We start from the raw sequence: 19,203 nt of genomic DNA on the forward strand, positions 1-19,203 counted from the left end.
GCTCGAGGTACGCGCCGTAGGCGCTCGCCTCGGCCAGGGGCCGGGCCACTCGTACCGATAAAGAACGAACGTTCTGCCATGCGGGCAGGAAGAATCCGTAGGCCCGCGCGGGGACCGGCTCAATCTCCTGCCGCAGTGCCGCAAGCGAGCGGGCGCGAATCGTGCGTAGAACCTGCACATCCACCCACTCGGGGGAGCCGCCCGGCCCCTCGGCCCACTCGGAGGCGCCCCGCATCACCTCGGGCAGGAACTCGCCGGAGGTCACGCGCCGCTGGCGCTGCAGGCGCAACAGCACGGGGAGAAGCACGCCGGTGCCCATCGGAGCCAGGCGCGAGAAGTGGGCCGCAGCCTCGTGCACTCCGAAGGGAATGTGGGTGCGGGCAAAACGGGAGACCAGGTCCTCGAGCGGTTCGGCCACCGGCTCCAGGAAGGCGAGCGGTAGCGCCGCGGCGGGCATAATGCCCAGGCCGTCGCGCAGGCGGGCCGCATCCTCAACCGCGGCGTAGTAGAGCTGCGGGCCGCTTTCCGGGGTCCCCGGCCCCTCGAAGGAATAGGCGCGCCGCGCGTGCACGAGTCGCTCGGCCAGCTCGCGGGCGTACTCCTCGCTCACCGGGGGTTCCGCGGGGCGGTGCTCGGCGGATCGATCCGAAGTTGCCGGCTCAGGCTCGACGGACTCCGGGTGGAGTCGCTCGGCCAGCTCGCGGGCGCTCAGCGGGCCCAGCTGTCGCAGCAGGTCCGCCGCGCCCTCCACTCCGGAGGCCCGGTAGCGTTCGCCCGTGCGCTGCAGGCGGGCCAGGGCCTGCGTCAGCACCGCAGGGTCCAGCAGCTCGCGCAGCCCGGTCGTGCCCAAAAGCTCCGCGAGCATGGCCGGGTCCAGGGCCAGGGCGGCGGCGCGGCGCTCGGCGGCGGGCGCATCCGCATCGTAGAGGTGCTCGGCCACGTACTCGAAGAGCAGGGTGCGGGCGAAGGGCGAAGGAGCCTCGGTCTCCACCTCCATCAGGGCAATACCGCGAGACTCCAGGGCGCGGTGCACCTGTAGTAGGGCCGGCAGATCGTACACGTCCTGCAGGCACTCGCGGGCGGTCTCCAGCAGGATGGGGAATTCGGGGTACTTGCGGGCCACGTCCAGAAGCTGCGCGGCGCGCTGACGCTGCTGCCAGAGCGGCGTGCGCTTGCCGGGATTACGCCGGGGCAGTAGCAGGGCGCGGGCCGCGTTCTCGCGGAAGCGCGAGCCGAAAAGAGCCGAATCGGCCACGCTATCGGTGACGATGCCCTCCAGCTCTTCGGGGTCGAAGAGGAAGAGGTCGGCCCCTGGCGGAACGTCCTCCAACGCGGGCAGACGCAGGATGATGCCGTCGTCGGCCGCCATGACCGAGGCGTCCACGCCGTAGCGTTCGATAATGCGGGCGCGCACCGCGAGGGCCCAGGGGGCGTGCACCGAGTAGCCCAGGGGCGAGTGGAGAATCAGCCGCCAATCGCCCAGCTCGTCGCGGTGACGTTCCACGATGAGGCGCCGGTCGGAGGGAACGGCACCCGTGGATTCGCGCTGCTCGCGTAGGTAGGCCAGCAGGTTGTCCACGGCCCAGCGGTCCAGGCCGAGCTGCTCGAGCTGCCGGCGGGCGGCGGGTGCATCCGCGGCCTCCAGAGAGGCGAGGGCTCGGGTGAAGGCACCCGTTTGCAGGCCCAGGGCGTAGGGGCGTCCTGCGCGGTCGCCGTGCCAGAAGGGCAGGCGCGCGGGCAGGCCGGGGGCGGGGGTGACACGCACCGCGTCGTGGGTGATTTCCTCGATGCGCCAGCTGCTGGCGCCGAGGGTGATGACCTCGCCGGCGCGGGATTCGTACACCATTTCCTCGTCGAGCTCGCCGACGCGCTTGGGGCCGCGTTCCTCGTCCCCGCCGACGAGGTAGACGGGAAAGAGACCGCGGTCGGGGATGGTTCCGCCGCTCGTGACGGCGAGGCGCTGAGCCCCGGGGCGGCCCTCGATACTGCCGGAGGGTGCCTGCTCGGTGGGGGTTCGATCCCAGAGGATGCGCGGGCGCAGCTCGGCGAACTCGTCGGAGGGGTAGCGGCCGGCGAGCATTTCGAGCGTGGCGTCGAAGAGGGCGCGGGGCAGCTCGGCGTAGGGGGCGCTGAGACGCAGGGCCTCGTACCAGGAGTCAACGCTGATGGGCCCAAGGGCGCAGGCGGCCACGGTCTGCTGGGCGAGCACATCCAGGGGGTTGGTGGGAATCGCGAGCGGCTCGAGGGTGCCGCTGCGCATACCCGCGAGGGTCACGGTCGCCCCGAGGAGGTCGCCGCGGTGCTTGGGGTAGAAGACGCCGCGGGAGATATCGCCCACGCGGTGGCCGGCGCGGCCCACGCGCTGCAGGGCGGAGGCGACGGAGGGAGGTGCGGCCACCTGAATGACGAGGTCCACGTGGCCCATATCGATACCCAGTTCGAGGGAGCTGGTGGCCACCACGCAGCGCAGGGTTCCGCCCTTGAGCGCCTCCTCGATGAGGGTGCGCTGTTCCTTGGAGACGGAGCCGTGGTGGGCGCGGGCCAGGGGAGGCACGGCCTCGGGGGAGTTCACATCAGTCTGTGCGGCGTACTCCTCGGGGTCGATGCCCCGCCGGGCGAGCTCGCGGCGCAGGTGAATGTCGTTGAGCGCCGCGGTGAGCTTTTCGGCAAGCCCGCGGGAGTTCACGAAAACGATCGTAGAACGGTTGTTCTCGATGTGGTCGACGATGCGTTCCTGCACTCGGGGCCAGATGGAGGTCTCGGCGCGCCCCTCCGTCCCGCCCGCGGCCTCCGCGTAGGCCTCTGCGGGGTCAAGAACGGCGTTGAGGCCGAAGGACGCGAGCTCCTCCGCGCCCGTTCCGCCCGTTCCGCCGGTTTCGTCCCCGGGCACTCCGGGAGCCTCGGAACCGGCCGAGGGCGCGGTGGGGAAAACCCCGATGGCATCCTCGAGGGTGTAGCCGGGGGTGGAGGGGCTTTCTGCGGAAGGGTCGGCGGAGGGATCGGCAACGGGCATGGCGGCGGGAAAGGCCGGTTTCGGTGCGCCTCCTGCCCCCTCGCCCGGCCCGTAGAGCCCCTGCCCGTAATCGTTTGCCCCGCCGAGGGCCGCCATATCGGGAACGGGAACGCTCAGACTCAGGTCCCAGCGCTTGGGTACCGGTTTGTTGACGATGTTCACGGGCTGCACGCCGCCCAGAAAACGGGCCACAGCGTCGGGGTTCTCGATGGTCGCGGAGAGCCCGATGCGCTGGGCGGGTTCGGGCAGGAGCGCGTCCAGGCGCTCGAGGGAAACGGCCAGGTGCGCCCCGCGCTTGGTGGCGGCCAGGTTGTGAATCTCATCCACGATGACCGTGGTGACGCCGGCGAGGGTGTCGCGGGCGGAGCTGGTGAGCATGAGGTAGAGAGACTCGGGGGTGGTGATGAGAATGTCCGGTGGGTTGCTGATGAGCTGGCGGCGCTCGCGGGCGGGGGTGTCGCCGCTACGCACACCCACGGTGATGAGGGGCTCCTCCGGTGCGCTTCCGGCGTCCGCGGCGCTCAGTCGCGTGATGCCGGCCAGCGGCGCGCGCAGGTTGCGTTCGACGTCAGCGCCGAGGGCTTTGAGGGGCGAAATGTAGAGGATCCGCGTACCGCGCGGAGGCTGCGCGGTGCCGGCGGCCCGCTCACGGTGTTCGCGGTAGAGGGCGTCGAGGGACCAGAGGAAGGCTGCGAGGGTCTTGCCCGAGCCGGTGGGTGCAATGATGAGGGTGTTGCGGCCCTCGCGGATGCTCTCCCATGCGCCTTCCTGCGCGGCGGTGGGCGTGCTGAAGGCGCGGCGGAACCACTCGCGTACGGGTGCGGAGAAGTGGGAGAGTGCATCGGTCACGCTTCAATTATGACGCGTGTTACGGGTCACTTGATTTACGGGTGGTGCGGGGTGATGATGACTTGACAGATAACGTGCGGACCCCGCAATATTTTACTTGTAAAATAATTTAAGAACTCAGCAAAGGAATCATCATGACCCGCCTGAACGAAGAACAGCTCGTCGCGCTCTTCCACGAGCCTCGCACCGCCTATTCCTTCACCGACGAGCCCGTCACCGACGAACAACTGCGCCGCATCCAGGAGCTCACCTTCTACGGCCCCAGCGCCTTCAACAGCCAGCCCCTGCGCATCACCTGGATCAAGAGCCCTGAGGCTCGCGAGCGCCTCATCTCCTACCTGGTGGACGGTAACAAGCCCAAGGCCGAATCCGCACCCATGATCGCGCTGCTCTCCGCAGACCACGGCTGGGTCGAGAAGGCCGACACCTTCAACCCCCGCTCCGCGGAGTTCATTAAGGGCTACTACGCTGACGAAAACCTGGCCAAGCCCACCGCCGACCTCAATGCACACGTCCAGGCAGGCTACTTCATCACCGCCATTCGCGCCCTCGGCCTAGACGCCGGCCCCATGACCGGTGCAGACTTCGAGGGTCTGAAGAAGGAATTCCTGGCTGGTACTAACGAGCAGCCCTTCCTGGTGGTCAACATTGGCCACGGCCTCCCCGCCGGCTACGATCGCCCCGTGCGCTTTGGTCACGAGGAAGCTACCCGCTCCGTCTAAAACGCGCGAAGCTGCCACATAACCTTGAGCCTAAGAATTAGGCTTAGAAATAGTTCAAGGGCGGTTCCCCGCGATGGGGAACCGCCCTTGAACTATATACGCGTTTAACGTCTTACTGCGCCGCCTGCTGGGTCGCGCTACCTAGCGTGCCCCAAACTGGCCCACGGACAGCTGCGGGACCGAAGAGGAACAAGCCGTCGTGTCGAAGGGTACGGTAACGCCGTCCCGATCGCCGGCAAGGCCCACCAGGAAGCCCTCCACCTGTCGCGCGCCGCAGCTATCGCCGAAGCGGCTCGTATTGATGGAGCGCATTACCACCGTGGTGCTATCACCCGGGGCGATGGTCACACCGGCGGGGTTCATGAACTCGGAGGAGTTAGAAGCCTCTCGCCCCACCCAATTACCCGAAGAGTCCGCGTAAATCACGCGCGGGTACCCGCGCAGGGAACAGGGTGAATCGCTGGAATTCTGGAAGTACAGCGTGAGGGTGCGTGCACCGGGGGAGTTGTCCGTCACGGAGACCGAAACGTTCAAATCATCCATGGAGCACTGCGAGGGTCCCTCGGCGTTCTTCTGGCCGGAATTATCGGATCGGCTCGAGCTACCGTTGTTATTACCGTTGCTGTTGCCGCCGGAGGAATTCGACGAACCCGAGTTCGAGGAAGAGGAACCGGAATCCGAGGAAGAACCCTGACGGTTCCCGGAATCGGAGTCATTGCGCTCTTCGCCGTTATTGCTCTCGCTATTCTCCGGGGGAAGACCCTCGTGCTTTGCCTCGCTCGAGGAAGAAGACGAATGATCGTGCTTCGACTCGTGATTCTCCGAGCTAGACTCCTCGGCGTGAGCGGAGGAAGAATCCCCGTGCTCCGGGGACGCGCTATTGACAACTGTGATGGAGCCCGGGGCCACCGAAGCGCTGGGGCTCTCGGAAGCCACACTAATCGTGCCGGGCTTCACCGATGCGGAGGCACTCGGGTGTGCCGAGGTGTCCTCTGCATCCTGACCGGCCTGGGACGCGCCGCATCCACTGAGCACGAGCACGCCGCAGAGGAGGGTGGTTGATGCGAGTACCTGAGCCGATTTAAACATTGTTACATCGCCGCCTGCATTTGGATTTCTGCTCCGTCCATACCGGGGGCGTACTCAACCTGGCAGCACAGGCGGGAATATTCGTTTGCGACATCATCAACCATGTCGAGCAGGTCCTGCTCGGCCTCGGTGCGCTCACCGGAAGCCGCGTAGTGCTCGGGGTCAATGAAGGCGTGGCAGGTTGCGCAGGATGCGTTACCGCCGCAGGTGGCGAGGACCGGCACGCCGTTGGCCTGGAGGGTCTCCAGGAGGGTGTGGTGGTCTTCCCACTGAATATCGTAGTGTTCGCCTGCTTCGTCAGTGACCTTAATCGTTACGCCCATGCGTTCTCCTTCTTCTGTAGTGATGCGTTTCTATTGTAGAGGCAGGGGCCGGTATTAACCCCACCGATGTGATACCCCGAACTCTAGCGTCACGCATCCTGCGGGAACGCATATTAATTTTTATGCTGAAGAGCACGTATAGCTCGCTTCTAGTCTACCCTTTGATCCCTTGACAAGCGGGGAAAGACCCGTCATTTACTCCTGCCCCGGGGTGCAAATAAATACCTTGGAAAGCATAAAGACGCAGGGGCGGGGCGCCGGGAGCACAGCCCCCGAGCCCCGCCCCTTCTGCGAGCGCACGGCCTAACGCGCACCGGGTCTGCCAACCCGGTCTATACGTACGGGCTATCCGGCCAGCTCACCCTCGGAACGCTGCCCTTCAGCTCACGCTATCCGCGGGATGCTTGCCGTCATCCGGCGCGGAGCCCTCCGCCGGGAGCGCATCCTTTGCGGGGCGGGTACCCCGCACGATGCCGCGCACGCTATCGCGCGGATCGGCGTAGCGCAGATCAACACCGAAGGTATTGCGGATCTGACGCGCAGAATTCAGGTGCCAACGCTGCGAGTCGGAGGGAGTCACCGACGTGACGGCCTTTTGCCCCGGAGCCAGCGCCTCGTGGCGGATATCGTAGTGCTTACCGCCCATCGTCACCGTGAATCCGTGCTCCTGCAGCAGCTGAACGAACTCATCCACGTCGTGCGGGATCTTGCGGCCGCGCTGGCGCTTTCGTCCGCTCATGCGCGGCTGAGACTCAAAGGGATTACGGTTCGCGGCGACACCGCGCGCAATGCGGATGACCTGCTGATCGGAGTGTGAGAACTCCACCTGGTAGCCGTTGAGGGAGTACACGGTGCGGCTCGTACCAGGAATGGGCTGGCGGTTATCGGCCTCATCCAGGATGCGCGTAATGTACTCGCTCGTCAGGCCCAGCGCCTTGAGCTGGCTCTGAGCCTCGAGGGAGAGCTGGTAGCCGCCGGCCGAGGCCTTGAGCGGGCGCAGGGCCAGAACCTCCACGGTGAGGGGGTTCAACACAACCTGGTAGCCCAGATCCTCGTGGGTGTAGAGGGTGACCTCGCGGCCGTAGCGGTTTTCCTCGGCGGTCTCCTCACGTACCACGCTCTCGGGGGATTCGATAATCTCGAGCAGCAGAGCGTAGCCAAGGTCGTGGCGCATCATGTAGTCCATGACGCCGGGCAGCACCCCGTAAATGCGGCGGCTCTCCGGCACCTCGCCGTAAAACTCCTGTTCGATGCGCGCGGCGATACGCTGATTCTCGAGCGGCACCTCGGTCAGCGGGATGAGCCGCTGGTTGGAGGGACGAATCTTCGCGCGCGCCGCGGCGGGCTTGGGGGTCTTGCGGTAGGCCTCCACGAGGGCCTGCTGCTGCTGCACGAATTCGTGGGCGATGAGCGGCATCAGGGTGAAGTAGAGCTCTGCGGCCTCGGGGCGAATCGCGCCGCGCTCATCGAGCAGGGAGGCGCCCTCATCGTTGGTGAGGTCCCAGGTACGCTCCGTCCCCTCCTCCGCCTCGCGGTAGCTGTAGCCGGCCAGGGAGGCCAGCTCCTGCAGGCGCACGTACACCTCGAGAGGAACGGTAATCTGCTTGGCCGACATTACTTCTCCTCCTCGGCGTTCTGAGCGTTCTGGGGCTTGGGCTGTTCGGATGTGGCGGCCTCGGCCTGCCGGTTAATGGCATCGCTGAGATCCTCAATCTGCGCGCGGCGCAGGCTCTCGCCGTGCAGGGCCTGGAAATCGGAGGTCTTGGTCAGGGAGAGCACGGTCCGCTGATCCGGGGAGATGGTCATCTCCAGCCCCTCCGCGGCGTAGATGCGGGTCCAGCCCTCACCCATGCGCACGCTTTCGGGGTTCTCGAGCGTGCGGACCATAAGGTCGAAGACGAACTCGGGGTTCTTGGAGAGGAAGACGCGGGCGCGCTCGCTGAAGGCCATTTTGAGAGCATTGAGCGGGGTGTACTCGCCGCGGGCCAGGGTGGTATTGGCCCCGTCGTTGCACTCGGCTTCGTACTCGTCGACGACGGTAATTAGCTCGGCGGAGGCGGTGTTGACGTCCACGCGGTAGTCGTCATGCCTGAAGCGAATCGTCCAGTCGTTGACTCGTTCCGCTGCGCCCTCGCGCAGGACGGTGCGCACGAGGTCCTCGGTGAGTCCCTCGCGCTCCATGCGCTGACGCAACCCGGGACGGATGCGGTAGGCGCGCTCACGATCTTCCGCGGTGACCCCTGCGGGGCGGGTGGGAGCCTCGGGCGCAACGTTCTTCGTCGCGGTCCGCGCGGCTCCGGCGGAGGGCACGGGCATCGGCGTCGGGGTGCTCGGGGTGTCCGAAGCGATGTTTTCGGGGGTGGCGTTCTGCTCAGTGGCCTGCTCTGCTGCCTGCTGTCGGGCACGCAGGCCCTGCAGGTACTCCTCGATCTGCGGCGGGCGGTAGGTGAGCGACGCCTTGCGGAACATGCTGGGTGAGGGGGCCGCGGAGGGCGCCGGCGGCTTCGGCGCGGCCGGGCGCGTCTCGGAGGAAACCTCGAGGGGTGCGGGGGCAACCGGTGCGCTGGGCTTCGGCGGGGCAGGTTTGGGGGCTGCAAATTGGGCGGCGGAGGGCTTCGGGACGCTGGGCTTCGGGACGCTGGGCTTGGGGGCCTCCGAGGGGGCGAGACCCTTCTCCTCGACCGTCTGCTCTCCGGGAGTCTCCTGCTCGGCTACCGGTCGGGCGCGGCGAGCCATCAGCGCGGGGGAGGGCTTGGGCTTCTCCGCAGCCGGTGCAACGGCCTCGGCCGATTCACTCGTTTCTTCGCCGCTCTGCACGACGATTCCCTCGGTAGCTTCCCCGGCCTCGGTAACGGTTTCTGCGTCGTTGCCCTCTGCGCCGGTGTCTTCAGGGCCTTCTGCGGTGTCCTCTCCTCGCAGGAGGGCGGCCATAAGCTCCTGACGCGAGGTGTACGGGATGATTTGGTCGGGCGTATCGATATAGCGCGGGAAGTTTTCGTAGAGAATTTTTGCGGCGCTCTCGAAGAGCTTCTCAATGCTCGGCACCTCGGCGGGGGCGCAGGGGCAGAGCAACTCGCGGCGTTGATTGTCGTAGAGGGCCCAGTGTGCGCATCGCTCGCTGGGGGCGAAGTAGTCGAGTGTTCCTAGATCTGCAATATCGATAAGCGCACCTATGAGGGATTGCGGGATGGATAACTGAGCCATGGTGCTCCTTCGCGTGATGTGTCCCTCCAACTTGGGCGTGGAAGGTCTTGTTTCCATCCTATGCGTTTTTTCACCGGTGTGCGCCGGCGCACGTCATATTGTGCGGGTGAAATGCGGATTTTTGGTGAGGATGCACCCGCCGCGCCCACAATAGGCGGGGGAAGGTGACCCCGTCCGGGCTCACATGTCCGGGGATACAAAAAATCCCCGGTTCCGAAGAACCGGGGATCGGTGGTGCGCCCGAAGGGATTCGAACCCCCAACCTTCTGATCCGTAGTCAGATGCTCTATCCGTTGAGCTACAGGCGCATGTTCCTCACTTCGGATTTCTTCAATCCGTCGCGGCAACAGGTAATACTATACGGAGGTTACGGAGAGCCTGCAAGTCGAAAAACTCAAAAGGGTCCCATTTTTGGGTCGCCGGAGTGTTGTAATGCCTCGTTTTACCGCGAAATTCCGGGGTTTTTGGTTCCCGGAAAATTTTTTAAAATATTTTTGTGCTGCTCCGAACGGGAGGTGGGGATCCCCTGCGAGAACCCTCCGCCCCGTACGATTCTTACCCTCCGGCCCTCGAATTTCTCATTGATTACCCTCGGTGTCTTCCTGCTGAAGGTGTGACGGGCGGAACGTAAGAAATAACGTCATAGAAGGATGTTCGGGTCGTTAATGCGTTATTCTGTAAGCATCACGAGGAAGTGGCTTCTGTCCAAGCGTGCATATTCACCGTTATTTGCACGCTTGTAGTTTTTAACTGCTTCTTCGCTACCGCAGACCTATCGCGGATCAACGTAGTATCCGCGGTATTTACCGATTGAAGGGGAAAACGTCAATGGCTGACACCTCAACTCGTACTCTCTCTGCCGAACTCGAAAAGGAGCTGCAGAGCGCACCCACCACCCACCAGGGTCTTCTGGAATGGGTTCGCGAGGTTGCCGCGCTGACGCAGCCCGACCACATCTACTGGGTGGACGGCTCCGAGGAAGAATATAACCGCCTTGCGCAGGAGCTGGTGGACGCCGGAACCTTTGTCCGCCTGAGCGATCACGAGTTCCCGAACTCCTACGCCGCTTTCTCCGATCCCGACGACGTGGCACGTGTCGAGGAGCGCACCTTCATCTGCTCCGAGACCGAAGAGGGCGCCGGCCCGACCAATAACTGGCGCGATCCCGTCGAAATGAAGCAGACCCTGACCGGTCTTTTCGAGGGCTCCATGCGCGGCCGCACCATGTACGTCATTCCCTTCGTCATGGGCTCCCTGAAGGCTAAGAACCCCAAGATTGCTGTTGAGCTCAGCGACTCCGCATACGTTGTCTGCTCCATGCGCATCATGGCAACCATCGGCAAGGACGTTCTGGCCAAGCTGAACGAGACCAATGGCTTCTTCGTCAAGGCCCTGCACTCCGTCGGTGCACCCCTGGAGCCCGGCCAGAAGGATGTTTCCTGGCCCTGCAACCCCGAGAAGTACATCGTCCAGTTCCCCGAGACCCGCGAAATCTGGTCCTTCGGTTCCGGCTACGGCGGCAACGCACTGCTGGGCAAGAAGTGCTACGCACTGCGCATCGCATCCGTCATCGGTCGCGACGAGGGCTGGATGGCAGAGCACATGCTCATCCTGAAGATGACCAACCCCGAGGGCAAGGTTCGCTACATCTCCGCAGCGTTCCCCTCGGCTTGCGGTAAGACCAACTTCGCAATGATGGAGCCCACCATTGACGGCTGGAAGGCTGAGATGGTCGGCGACGACATCGCTTGGATTGAGTTCGACGAGAACCACCAGGCACGCGTGGTCAACCCCGAGGCCGGCCTGTTCGGCGTGGCACCGGGTACCGGTTACTCCACCAACCCGAACGCTATGAAGGCTATTGCCAAGGGCAACACCATCTTCACCAACGTTGCACTGACCGACGACGGCTCCGTCTGGTGGGAGGGCAAGACCGACGAGGTTCCCGCACACCTGATTGACTGGACCGGCAAGGACTGGACCCCCGAGTCTGGCCGCCCGGCAGCTCACCCGAACTCCCGCTTCTGCACCCCCGCATCCCAGGTGGATATGCTCGCTCCCGAGTACTACGACCCCGAGGGTGTGCCGCTGAGCGCCATCGTTCTGGGTGGCCGTCGCAAGACCACCGTTCCGCTGGTGTCCGAGTCTGACAGCTGGGAGCAGGGTGTGTTCCGCGCCGTCACCCTGTCCTCGGAGACCACCGCGGCCGCTAAGGGTGCCGTCGGCGTGATTCGCCGCGACCCGATGGCCATGCTGCCCTTCATCGGTTATAACGCCGGTGACTACTTCCAGCACTGGATTGACCTGGGCAAGAAGCACGGTGCAGAGAACATGCCGAAGATTTACTACGTCAACTGGTTCCGCCGCACCCCCGACGGAGGCTTCGCATGGCCCGGCTTCGGTGAGAACTCTCGCGTGGTCAAGTGGATTTTCGACCGCCTGGATGGCAAGGTCGGCGGCGAGGAGACCTTCCTGGGCACCGTTCCCACCAAGGAAGACCTGGACCTGACCGGTCTGGAAATCTCCGAGGAAGAGCTGAAGGCTGCCCTGGCTGTCTCGAAGGACGAGTGGGCCGCTGAGCTTCCCGGCATCGACGAGTGGCTGGCTAAGTTCGGCGATAAGCTGCCCGCCGAGGTTCGCGAGCAGCGCGATGCCCTGGCCAAGTCCCTGGAGGACTAATTTGGTGAGGTTAAATCGCTAACTCTTTGAGTGGTTGAAGGGGCGGAATCTCGGTTGAGGTTCCGCCCCTTGCCTATCTGCCGGGCACCGAGCGCGCGAATTTGAAATGTAAAGCTATGCACCGTAAAAGATAATGCGAACGAGCCGAAGAAATATTTGGACACCTTCAATCGAGTGGGGAAGAGGCCTCTAACTTTCAGCACATGGAGCGCATCGATACAATGCCTGTGTATGTTTTTGACGCGCCCCGGTCTGTCGATGCGGTGCGCGTGCCACCGGATGCTCGGCGGGTTCCCCGCTGAAGGCGAAGTAGTAAAGGAGTATCCATGCGTTTGACAGCATTCTCGGATGTCTCGCTCCGTGTGCTGATGCTCCTGTCTGCCCTGGAGCCGGGGCAGAAGCTGTCGACCCAGAAGATCGCGGAGGGCGTGGATACTCCCTACAATCACGTGGCGAAGGCCGTGGCGTTCCTGGTGAACCAGGGGTATCTGGATTCGACGCGCGGTCGCTCCGGAGGTGTAATGCTCTCGGAATCCGGGCGTTCGGTGACGGTGGGCACCATTCTTCGTGCTACTGAGGGTGACATCCCCATGATTGAGTGTGAGGATGAGAACGGCCACTGCCCCCTGGATAAGTTCTGCCGCCTGCGCAACGTACTGGCGAGGGCTCGCGAGGCTTTCTATGCTGCCGTGGATTCAGTGACGATTACCGAATTGACCGCGGGTGCCAGCCCCGTGGGTCCGATCCTTCTGGAGCTCGGAATGGCTCCTCCGGAGAACGCGATTCCCGCTTTTTCGTAGGTCATCTGGAGGCTCGGTGGAGAGCCTTGCCGACTAGTTCCGGGACGACTACTTGGGGCTGTAAACGTGCACTATTTTCGAAAATATGCAGATTTGAGCTCACGGTATAAAAATGTGAGCAGAGTCATTATTTCGTGAGTGTGCAAACTTTCTCGTGAAAATATATATTCATTGCAGAATTTTTATGCATGCACCGTCGCTAGTCACTCGCGAAATCAGCTTTTCTAGCGCAAATATATTGTGTCTCACTTAGTTGACACTTCAGGTCTAAACAAACCTTAAGTACCCGTGAGTCGGGGTGCTCCCGGCACACAGTACGCCCTGAGAAAACGCAAACATAGGTCAAAGTGTTAGGGTAGGGGTGTTTTATAAACACTTTGTCACCAACGGGGTGACCTTCGGGGCACCTCGGGGTCGCCACCAACGTCGGCCCGCAACGCTTCCGGATCCCGTGGGTGACCGTTACAGGAAGAAGGCATACACCGATGCTCTCCGAAAAGTCCCGCCCGGTTATCGAGGCGACCCTGCCCATCATCGCCGAGCGCATTAACGACATCACTCCCGACTTCTACCGTCGAATGTTCGCCGCCCGCCCCGACCTGATGGACGGCATGTTCTCCCGCTCCTCCCAGCTCGAGGGCACCCAGCCCCGCGCACTGGCCGGCTCCATCGCCGTGTTTGCCTCCTACATTGTCGAGCACCCGAACTCCTACCCCGACGAGGTCCTCTCTCGCGTTGCACACAAGCACGCCTCCTTGGGCCTGAAGGAAGAAGAGTACCCCACCGTCTACAAGTACCTCTTCGAGGCTATCGCCGCTAACCTCGGCGACCTGGCCACCCCCGAAATCGTCGACGCCTGGACCGAGGTCTACTGGCTCATGGGCAACGCCCTCATCAAGCTGGAGAAGGGGCTGTACGCTTCTCAGGCCAACGATGTGACCCGCGCACCCTTCAAGGTTGTGGACCGCAAGGAGACCGGCGAGAACGTCGTCGTGCTGACCTTCGAGCCCGCCGATGACACCCCCATGACCGAGTCCAAGGGCGGCCAGTACGTCTCCGTCACCGTTCCCGCACGCGACGGTCTGCGCCAGGCACGCCAGTACACCCTGCTGCCCAGCGAGAAGAACCAGCGCCGCATCGGCGTGAAGCTCGACCCCAACGGCGAGATGACCTCCATCCTGCACGAGCTGAAGGTCGGCGACGTCGTTGAGCTCTCCAACCCCTACGGCGACCTGACCCTGGAGGGCTTCGGCGACCCCGAGGCACCCCTGTACCTCTTCTCCGCGGGTATCGGCACCACCCCCATGCTCAGCTTCCTCTCCGAGCTGGTTGAGAAGGGCTCGAACCGCCCCGTGACCGTGGTCCACGCAGACCGCCGCCTGGACACCTGGCCCCTGCGCGAAGAGCTCGTCGAGCTCGTCGGCAAGCTGCCCAACGGTCGCCTCGTCTCCTTTATCGAGGGCGAGGGCGGTGACTACACCGGCCGCGTGGACGTCTCCAAGCTGGACGTTCCCTCCAACGCCAACGTGTACCTCTGCGGCCCGCTACCCTTCATGCAGGGCGTGCGTTCCGCACTGGTGGATGCGGGTGTCCCCGGCAAGAACATCAACTACGAGATCTTCGGCCCGGACCAGTGGATGCTCCACGACCAGGCACGCGAAGCGTAAAAACCTCGCAAGCCGGTTCGTCGACTGGGTTCCCCTGTTTGACAGAAAAACTTAGTCGGAATCAGCAATCAAAATAAAAAATCCCGCCCCGCAGACATATTCTGCGGGGCGGGATTTTTTAGTAGCTAGCGAAGAGCTTAGCCCTGGCGAACCAGAGCCAGAACCTCGTCGCGGACGCGCTCCATAGTGGCGACATCCGGTGCCTCAAGGTTCAGGCGCAGGAACGGCTCGGTGTTCGACGGACGCAGGTTAACCCACCAGCCCTCTTCGGTGTTGGTGAAGGTGGTGCCGTCGGAATCCTCAACAACCACGGGAGCGTTAGCGTAGTGTGCACGCACACGGTCCACAGCGGCAGCCTTGTCTTCAATCTCGGAGTTAATCTCGCCGGAGGCAACGTACGGGGAGTACTTCGCGCTGATCTCGGAGAGGGGCTTGTCGTCGCCACCCAGAGCTGCCAGCACGTGCATAGCGGCCAGCATACCGGTGTCGGCGTTGAAGAAGTCCTTGAAGTAGTAGTGAGCGGAGTGCTCGCCACCGAACACACCGTTCTCCTTGGCCATGACGGCCTTGATGAAGGAGTGACCAACGCGGGTCTTCACGGCGCGGCCGCCCAGCTTCTCAACGAGCTCGGGCACAGCCTTCGAGGTGATCAGGTTGTAGATGATGACGGGCTCTTCGTTGCCCTCAGCCTTGGCACGGGCAATCTCGCGCTCGGCCACCAGAGCGGTCACGGCCGAGGGGGTCACTGCGTTACCCTTCTCGTCAATCACGAAGCAGCGGTCGGCGTCGCCGTCGAAGGCGAGACCGATGTCTGCGCCGTGCTCCACGACAGCCTTCTGCAGGTCGACCAGGTTGGCCGGCTCCAGCGGGTTGGCCGGGTGGTTCGGGAAGGTGCCGTCCAGCTCGAAGTACAGGGGAACGATTTCCAGGGGCAGGCCCGGCAGGATGGTGTCGCCCAGAACGGCGGGGGTGGTCATACCGCCCATGCCGTTACCGGCGTCCACCACGACCTTCAGCGGGCGGATGGAGGAGAGGTCCACGAGCTTGCGCAGGTACTCTGCGTAGGGCTTGAGGATGTCCTTCTCGGTCACGGTGCCGACCTTCTCAACCGAGGGAATCTCGCCGGCGTCCAGGTACTTCTGTGCCTGGTCGCGGATGTCAAACAGACCGGTTTCGGAGGACACCGGAACGGCGCCGGCCTTAGCCATCTTCATACCGTTGTATTCGGCAGGGTTGTGGCTAGCGGTAAAGGTAACACCGGCGGCGTTTTCAACGCCACATGCAAAGTAAAGAACGTCGGTAGAAATCAGACCGATCTTTTCAACGTTTGCGCCGCGAGCGGTTGCACCCTGGGCAAATGCATCCATGAATTCGGGAGAGGAGGGACGCATATCGCCACCGACCAGGACGGTCTGGCCCTGCAGTCCCAGAACATCGACAAATGCCGCACCGGTAGCGCGAACAGTCTCTGCAGTAATGGTCTCGCCGACGATGCCACGCACGTCGTACGCCTTGAATGAGTCATGTAGATTAATAGTAGTCACGCCTTTTATTTTAGCGGTAAAGAAGTCTACTAAGCCCCTATAATGGGCAGGTAAAACCTTATAAATTCCGCTGAATATATGGGTTTTTTATCACGTCACTTACATCAGACAGCCCCCGGCGAGAGGTATTTTTCCCCATGGGTGAGATTTTTTCCCTTAAAAACCAGATTCAGAATTATGCGTGGGGTTCACGCGAAATTCTAGGACGTATGCGTGGCGTGCCCGTACCCACCGAACAGCCCGAAGCTGAGGTGTGGGTGGGTGCGCATCCGGCTGCGCCCTCGCGCGCTACCGTGGACGGCGCCGAATCCCCGCTGAACGAGCTGATCGTGGAGAATCCCTCCCGCTTCCTGCGCCCGGACCGAACCTCCGACTGGTTCCCCTTCCTCTTTAAAATCCTTGCGATTGACGCCCCCCTGTCCATTCAGGTGCACCCTACCCCCGAACAGGCCATCGCCGGCTTCGAGGACGAGCAGGCCCGCGGTATCGCGATTGATGCGCCCTACCGCAACTACAAGGACCGCTACTCCAAGCCCGAGACCGTCATCGCGCTGAGCCCGATGCGCGTGCTCACCGGCGTGCGCCCCGTCGAGCAGCTCAAGACCCTGGCCGCCGCATTCGGTGCCGCCTGGCTGGCCGAGCGTGCCGAGCTCAGCCCCAAGCAGCTTCTGACCGAGATTATCCGCCTGCCCGAGGAGACCGCCTCCGCCGCAGTGCAGCACCTGGTAGACACCGCCCCCGGGCTGCTGGGCGCCTCGAACGATGTGGTAGCCGACGCCGCCGAGCTCGTGCGCATCGTGGACGGCAAGTACCCCGGTGACCGCGGTCTGCTCGTGGCCTTCGTGATGAACCTGGTGCACCTTGCTCCCGGCGAGTCCGCCTTTACCCCCGACGGCCAGGTGCACGCCTACGTTTCGGGTACCGCCATTGAGCTGATGAACCCCTCCGATAACGTGATGCGTGCCGGCCTGACCGCCAAGCATATCGACACCGAGGAACTCATTAAGGTGCTCGGCGAGAAGCAGGACGCCCCCGTCATCCAGCGCCCCAACCCCGAGGACGGACCCCTGGGCACCTACGCCATGTGGGATGAGCGCATGAGCGTGACCCGTGTTCGCGTTGAAGAGGGCAAGCCGCTAAGCTACACCTTCAAGGGCATTAGCGCGGCCCTGAGTGTCGCGGGTAAGGTGACGATTCAGGCCAAGGACGGCAACGGCACCGAAGAGTTCGTTCTGGGCGCCACCGAGTCGGTACTGCACGTGGGTGAGCCCTCCGAGGCCGTGCTGAGCGGTAGCGGCGAGCTGTATATCGCATCCTACGTTTAATATCTAAGTTCCGTTAGGGGTTTTAGATACACAGACTTATAAGAATCCGCGGTTTTTTCGATATCTATATCGGTGAAGCCGCGGATTTTTTATTCTCGGGTTTTGAAGGTTTGGGGTGCGGCTTTGCAAAATAGTGCCCGTTCCCCTGTTATCTGTGGCCTGGGTAACCTATAATTGTTGGTATAAGTATGCATAGGTTCGTTCTTCTATGCATAAAACCCGGGTGATTCCGCCCGCCGCGGCAGCTGGACGCATCCACCGTCAGTATTCGCACCATCCCCAAGGAGAACACCGTGAAGATCATCATCACTGTTACAGGCATCGACCACGAGGGCATCATCGCCGCGGTCACCACCGCCCTGGCTGAGCGCAAGGTCAACGTCCTGGACGTCTCCCAGACCATCATGGGCGAATACTTCACCATGATTATGCACTGCTCCTTCAACAAGGACGAACAGAACCTCATCGACCTGCAGGAAGCCATGGTCGGCGTCGAGCGCGAGCAGAGGGTGCAGATCCGTATTCAGGCCGAGTCCATCTTCAAGGCAATGCACACCCTCTAGGCGGCCACCATGATGAACAGCAATATTCTCGAAACCATCCGCATGATCGAGGAAGAAAAACTCGATATCCGCACCGTCACCATGGGCATCTCCCTGCTCGACTGTGCCGACTCCGACGGCGAAGTAGCCCGCCGCAAGATTTACGAGAAGATCACCACCCGCGCGGCAAACCTCGTGAGCGTCTGTGAAGGCATCGAGGCCGAGCTTGGCATCCCGATTGTCAACAAGCGCATCGCCGTCACCCCCATCGCGCTGGTGGCCGGTGCATCCGATGACGAGGACTACGTGGAGTTCGCCCGCACCCTCGACGCGGCGGCCAAAGCCGTGGGCGTGAACTTCGTGGGCGGCTTCAGCGCCCTCGTCGATAAGGGCATGACCCCCGCCGACGAAAAGCTGATTCGCTCCATTCCCCGCGCCCTCGCCGAGACCGACGTGGTCTGCTCCTCCGTGGATATCGGCTCCTCCCGTGCCGGCATCAACATGAGCGCCGTCAAGCTCATGGGCGAAACCATCCGCGCCACCGCCGACCTGACCGCCGATACGCACGGCTTCGGCTGCGCCAAGCTCGTGGTCTTCGCCAACGCCGTCAGCGACAACCCCTTCATGGCCGGCGCCTTCCACGGCGTGCAGGAGGCAGACACCACCATCTCCGTGGGCGTCTCCGGCCCCGGCGTGGTGCACCGCGCCCTGCAGAAGGTGCGCGGCGAATCCTTTGACACCTGCGCCGAAGAAATCAAGAAGGCGGCCTTCAAGATTACCCGCGTCGGTCAGCTGGTCGGTACCCTCGCCGCTGAACGCCTTGGCGTGCAGTTCAACATTATCGACCTCTCTCTGGCACCCACCGCAGAGATTGGTGACTCCGTGGCTCACATCCTCGAGGAGATGGGTCTGGAAACCGTCGGCACCCACGGCACCGTCGCGGCCCTCGCGCTGCTCAACGACGCGGTTAAGAAGGGAGGTCTCATGGCCTGCTCGAACGTCGGCGGTCTTTCCGGCTCCTTCATTCCGATCTCTGAGGACATCGGCATGATTGAATCCGCCGCCGCCGGCCAGATTACCCTGGATAAGCTCGAGGCTATGACCGCCATCTGCTCCGTCGGCCTGGACATGGTAGCCGTTCCCGGCGACACCTCCGCCGCGACCCTCTCGGCCATGATTGCAGACGAGGCTGCCATCGGCGTGATGAACCACAAGACCACCGCCGTGCGCGTTATCCCGGCCGTGGGTCTGGGCGTGGGCGATATGGTCGAGTTCGGCGGCCTGCTGGGCCGCGCGCCGGTCATGCCCACGCACACCCCGAGTGCAGAGGCGTTTATCGCCCGTTGCGGCCGTATTCCCTCGCCGGTGCACGGTTTCCGTAACTAGGCGGGTGCCGGTTCGCCCGGGCCAACGCAAGCCCGCGGTACCGGGCGAAGAAATCGCTGT

The 19,203-nt window shown here is 63.2% G+C and carries 13 protein-coding genes and 1 tRNA gene; 7 read left to right on the forward strand and 7 right to left on the reverse strand.

Annotation, left to right across the window (positions count from 1 at the left end; all coding sequences use genetic code 11):
• Nucleotides 1–3,862 (reverse strand): DEAD/DEAH box helicase (locus HMPREF2630_RS03240; protein ID WP_070483362.1); only part of this gene is annotated, 3,862 nt, incomplete at its 3' end.
• Nucleotides 3,863–3,996: 134 nt separating this feature from the next.
• Here HMPREF2630_RS03240 and HMPREF2630_RS03245 point away from each other — a divergent pair.
• Nucleotides 3,997–4,584, forward strand: coding sequence for a malonic semialdehyde reductase (locus HMPREF2630_RS03245; protein ID WP_070483364.1), 588 nt, complete (start codon nucleotides 3,997–3,999; stop codon nucleotides 4,582–4,584).
• Between the two features lie 141 nt (nucleotides 4,585–4,725).
• On the opposite strand, the gene HMPREF2630_RS03250 is transcribed toward HMPREF2630_RS03245, so the two are convergent.
• The 5 genes from HMPREF2630_RS03250 to HMPREF2630_RS03270 form a co-directional block, all read right to left on the reverse strand.
• A complete protein-coding gene (locus HMPREF2630_RS03250; protein ID WP_070483366.1) occupies nucleotides 4,726–5,673 on the reverse strand; it encodes a DUF4232 domain-containing protein in 948 nt (315 codons plus the stop codon).
• A 2-nt stretch (nucleotides 5,674–5,675) separates the two neighbouring features.
• The gene (locus HMPREF2630_RS03255) at nucleotides 5,676–5,996 is read right to left on the reverse strand and encodes a 2Fe-2S iron-sulfur cluster-binding protein (RefSeq protein WP_049333989.1); all 321 of its coding nucleotides are present in this window, start codon (nucleotides 5,994–5,996) and stop codon (nucleotides 5,676–5,678) included.
• A gap of 379 nt (nucleotides 5,997–6,375) precedes the next feature.
• Nucleotides 6,376–7,611 carry a cell wall biosynthesis glycosyltransferase gene (locus HMPREF2630_RS03260; RefSeq protein WP_246822749.1) on the reverse strand — a complete coding sequence of 412 codons (1,236 nt, stop codon included), beginning with the start codon at nucleotides 7,609–7,611 and terminating at the stop codon, nucleotides 6,376–6,378.
• Entirely contained in the window at nucleotides 7,611–9,200 is a 1,590-nt protein-coding gene (locus tag HMPREF2630_RS03265) for a DNA repair protein (RefSeq protein WP_070483368.1), read from the reverse strand. Before HMPREF2630_RS03265 ends, HMPREF2630_RS03260 begins: the two co-directional genes overlap by 1 nt.
• A 232-nt stretch (nucleotides 9,201–9,432) precedes the next feature.
• Nucleotides 9,433–9,508 (reverse strand) — tRNA-Arg (locus tag HMPREF2630_RS03270).
• 520 nt (nucleotides 9,509–10,028) lie between these two features.
• Between HMPREF2630_RS03270 and HMPREF2630_RS03275 the strand changes: the two genes are divergently transcribed.
• The 3 genes from HMPREF2630_RS03275 to HMPREF2630_RS03285 all read left to right on the forward strand — a co-directional run bounded on the left by HMPREF2630_RS03275 (nucleotide 10,029) and on the right by HMPREF2630_RS03285 (nucleotide 14,346).
• Nucleotides 10,029–11,879, forward strand: a complete 1,851-nt coding sequence (locus HMPREF2630_RS03275; RefSeq protein WP_070483370.1) for a phosphoenolpyruvate carboxykinase (GTP) — start codon at nucleotides 10,029–10,031, stop codon at nucleotides 11,877–11,879.
• A gap of 326 nt (nucleotides 11,880–12,205) precedes the next feature.
• Nucleotides 12,206–12,679 carry an RrF2 family transcriptional regulator gene (locus HMPREF2630_RS03280; protein ID WP_049333993.1) on the forward strand — a complete coding sequence of 158 codons (474 nt, stop codon included), beginning with the start codon at nucleotides 12,206–12,208 and terminating at the stop codon, nucleotides 12,677–12,679.
• 485 nt (nucleotides 12,680–13,164) lie between these two features.
• Nucleotides 13,165–14,346: an FAD-binding oxidoreductase gene (locus HMPREF2630_RS03285; RefSeq protein ID WP_070483372.1), complete on the forward strand. Its 1,182-nt coding sequence runs from the start codon at nucleotides 13,165–13,167 to the stop codon at nucleotides 14,344–14,346.
• 137 nt (nucleotides 14,347–14,483) lie between these two features.
• On the opposite strand, the gene HMPREF2630_RS03290 is transcribed toward HMPREF2630_RS03285, so the two are convergent.
• Nucleotides 14,484–15,890, reverse strand: coding sequence for a phosphomannomutase/phosphoglucomutase (locus HMPREF2630_RS03290; RefSeq protein ID WP_049342692.1), 1,407 nt, complete (start codon nucleotides 15,888–15,890; stop codon nucleotides 14,484–14,486).
• Nucleotides 15,891–16,027: 137 nt separating this feature from the next.
• On the opposite strand from HMPREF2630_RS03290, the gene manA reads away from it, so the two are divergent.
• The 3 genes from manA (at nucleotide 16,028) to HMPREF2630_RS03305 (ending at nucleotide 19,143) form a co-directional block, all read left to right on the forward strand.
• Nucleotides 16,028–17,215: a mannose-6-phosphate isomerase, class I gene (gene manA / locus HMPREF2630_RS03295; protein ID WP_070483374.1), complete on the forward strand. Its 1,188-nt coding sequence runs from the start codon at nucleotides 16,028–16,030 to the stop codon at nucleotides 17,213–17,215.
• A 293-nt stretch (nucleotides 17,216–17,508) separates the two neighbouring features.
• Nucleotides 17,509–17,778 carry an ACT domain-containing protein gene (locus tag HMPREF2630_RS03300; RefSeq protein WP_049342690.1) on the forward strand — a complete coding sequence of 90 codons (270 nt, stop codon included), beginning with the start codon at nucleotides 17,509–17,511 and terminating at the stop codon, nucleotides 17,776–17,778.
• Nucleotides 17,779–17,787: 9 nt separating this feature from the next.
• On the forward strand, nucleotides 17,788–19,143 hold the full coding sequence (locus HMPREF2630_RS03305; RefSeq protein WP_049342689.1) for a PFL family protein: 1,356 nt from the start codon (nucleotides 17,788–17,790) through the stop codon (nucleotides 19,141–19,143).
• The last annotated feature ends 60 nt before the right edge of the window (nucleotides 19,144–19,203 follow it).

Origin of the sequence: Rothia sp. HMSC072B03 (genome assembly GCF_001809565.1) — a bacterium.
Lineage (GTDB): Bacteria > Actinomycetota > Actinomycetes > Actinomycetales > Micrococcaceae > Rothia > Rothia mucilaginosa_A.

Coding starts and splice junctions, on each gene's coding strand:
- HMPREF2630_RS03275 (WP_070483370.1), top strand. CDS start 10,029: ATGGCTGACACCTCAACTCGTACTCTCTCTGCCGAACTCGAAAAGGAG.
- HMPREF2630_RS03280 (WP_049333993.1), top strand. CDS start 12,206: ATGCGTTTGACAGCATTCTCGGATGTCTCGCTCCGTGTGCTGATGCTC.
- manA (WP_070483374.1), top strand. CDS start 16,028: ATGGGTGAGATTTTTTCCCTTAAAAACCAGATTCAGAATTATGCGTGG.
- HMPREF2630_RS03250 (WP_070483366.1), bottom strand. CDS start 5,673: ATGTTTAAATCGGCTCAGGTACTCGCATCAACCACCCTCCTCTGCGGC.
- HMPREF2630_RS03285 (WP_070483372.1), top strand. CDS start 13,165: ATGCTCTCCGAAAAGTCCCGCCCGGTTATCGAGGCGACCCTGCCCATC.
- HMPREF2630_RS03305 (WP_049342689.1), top strand. CDS start 17,788: ATGATGAACAGCAATATTCTCGAAACCATCCGCATGATCGAGGAAGAA.
- HMPREF2630_RS03245 (WP_070483364.1), top strand. CDS start 3,997: ATGACCCGCCTGAACGAAGAACAGCTCGTCGCGCTCTTCCACGAGCCT.
- HMPREF2630_RS03255 (WP_049333989.1), bottom strand. CDS start 5,996: ATGGGCGTAACGATTAAGGTCACTGACGAAGCAGGCGAACACTACGAT.
- HMPREF2630_RS03260 (WP_246822749.1), bottom strand. CDS start 7,611: ATGTCGGCCAAGCAGATTACCGTTCCTCTCGAGGTGTACGTGCGCCTG.
- HMPREF2630_RS03265 (WP_070483368.1), bottom strand. CDS start 9,200: ATGGCTCAGTTATCCATCCCGCAATCCCTCATAGGTGCGCTTATCGAT.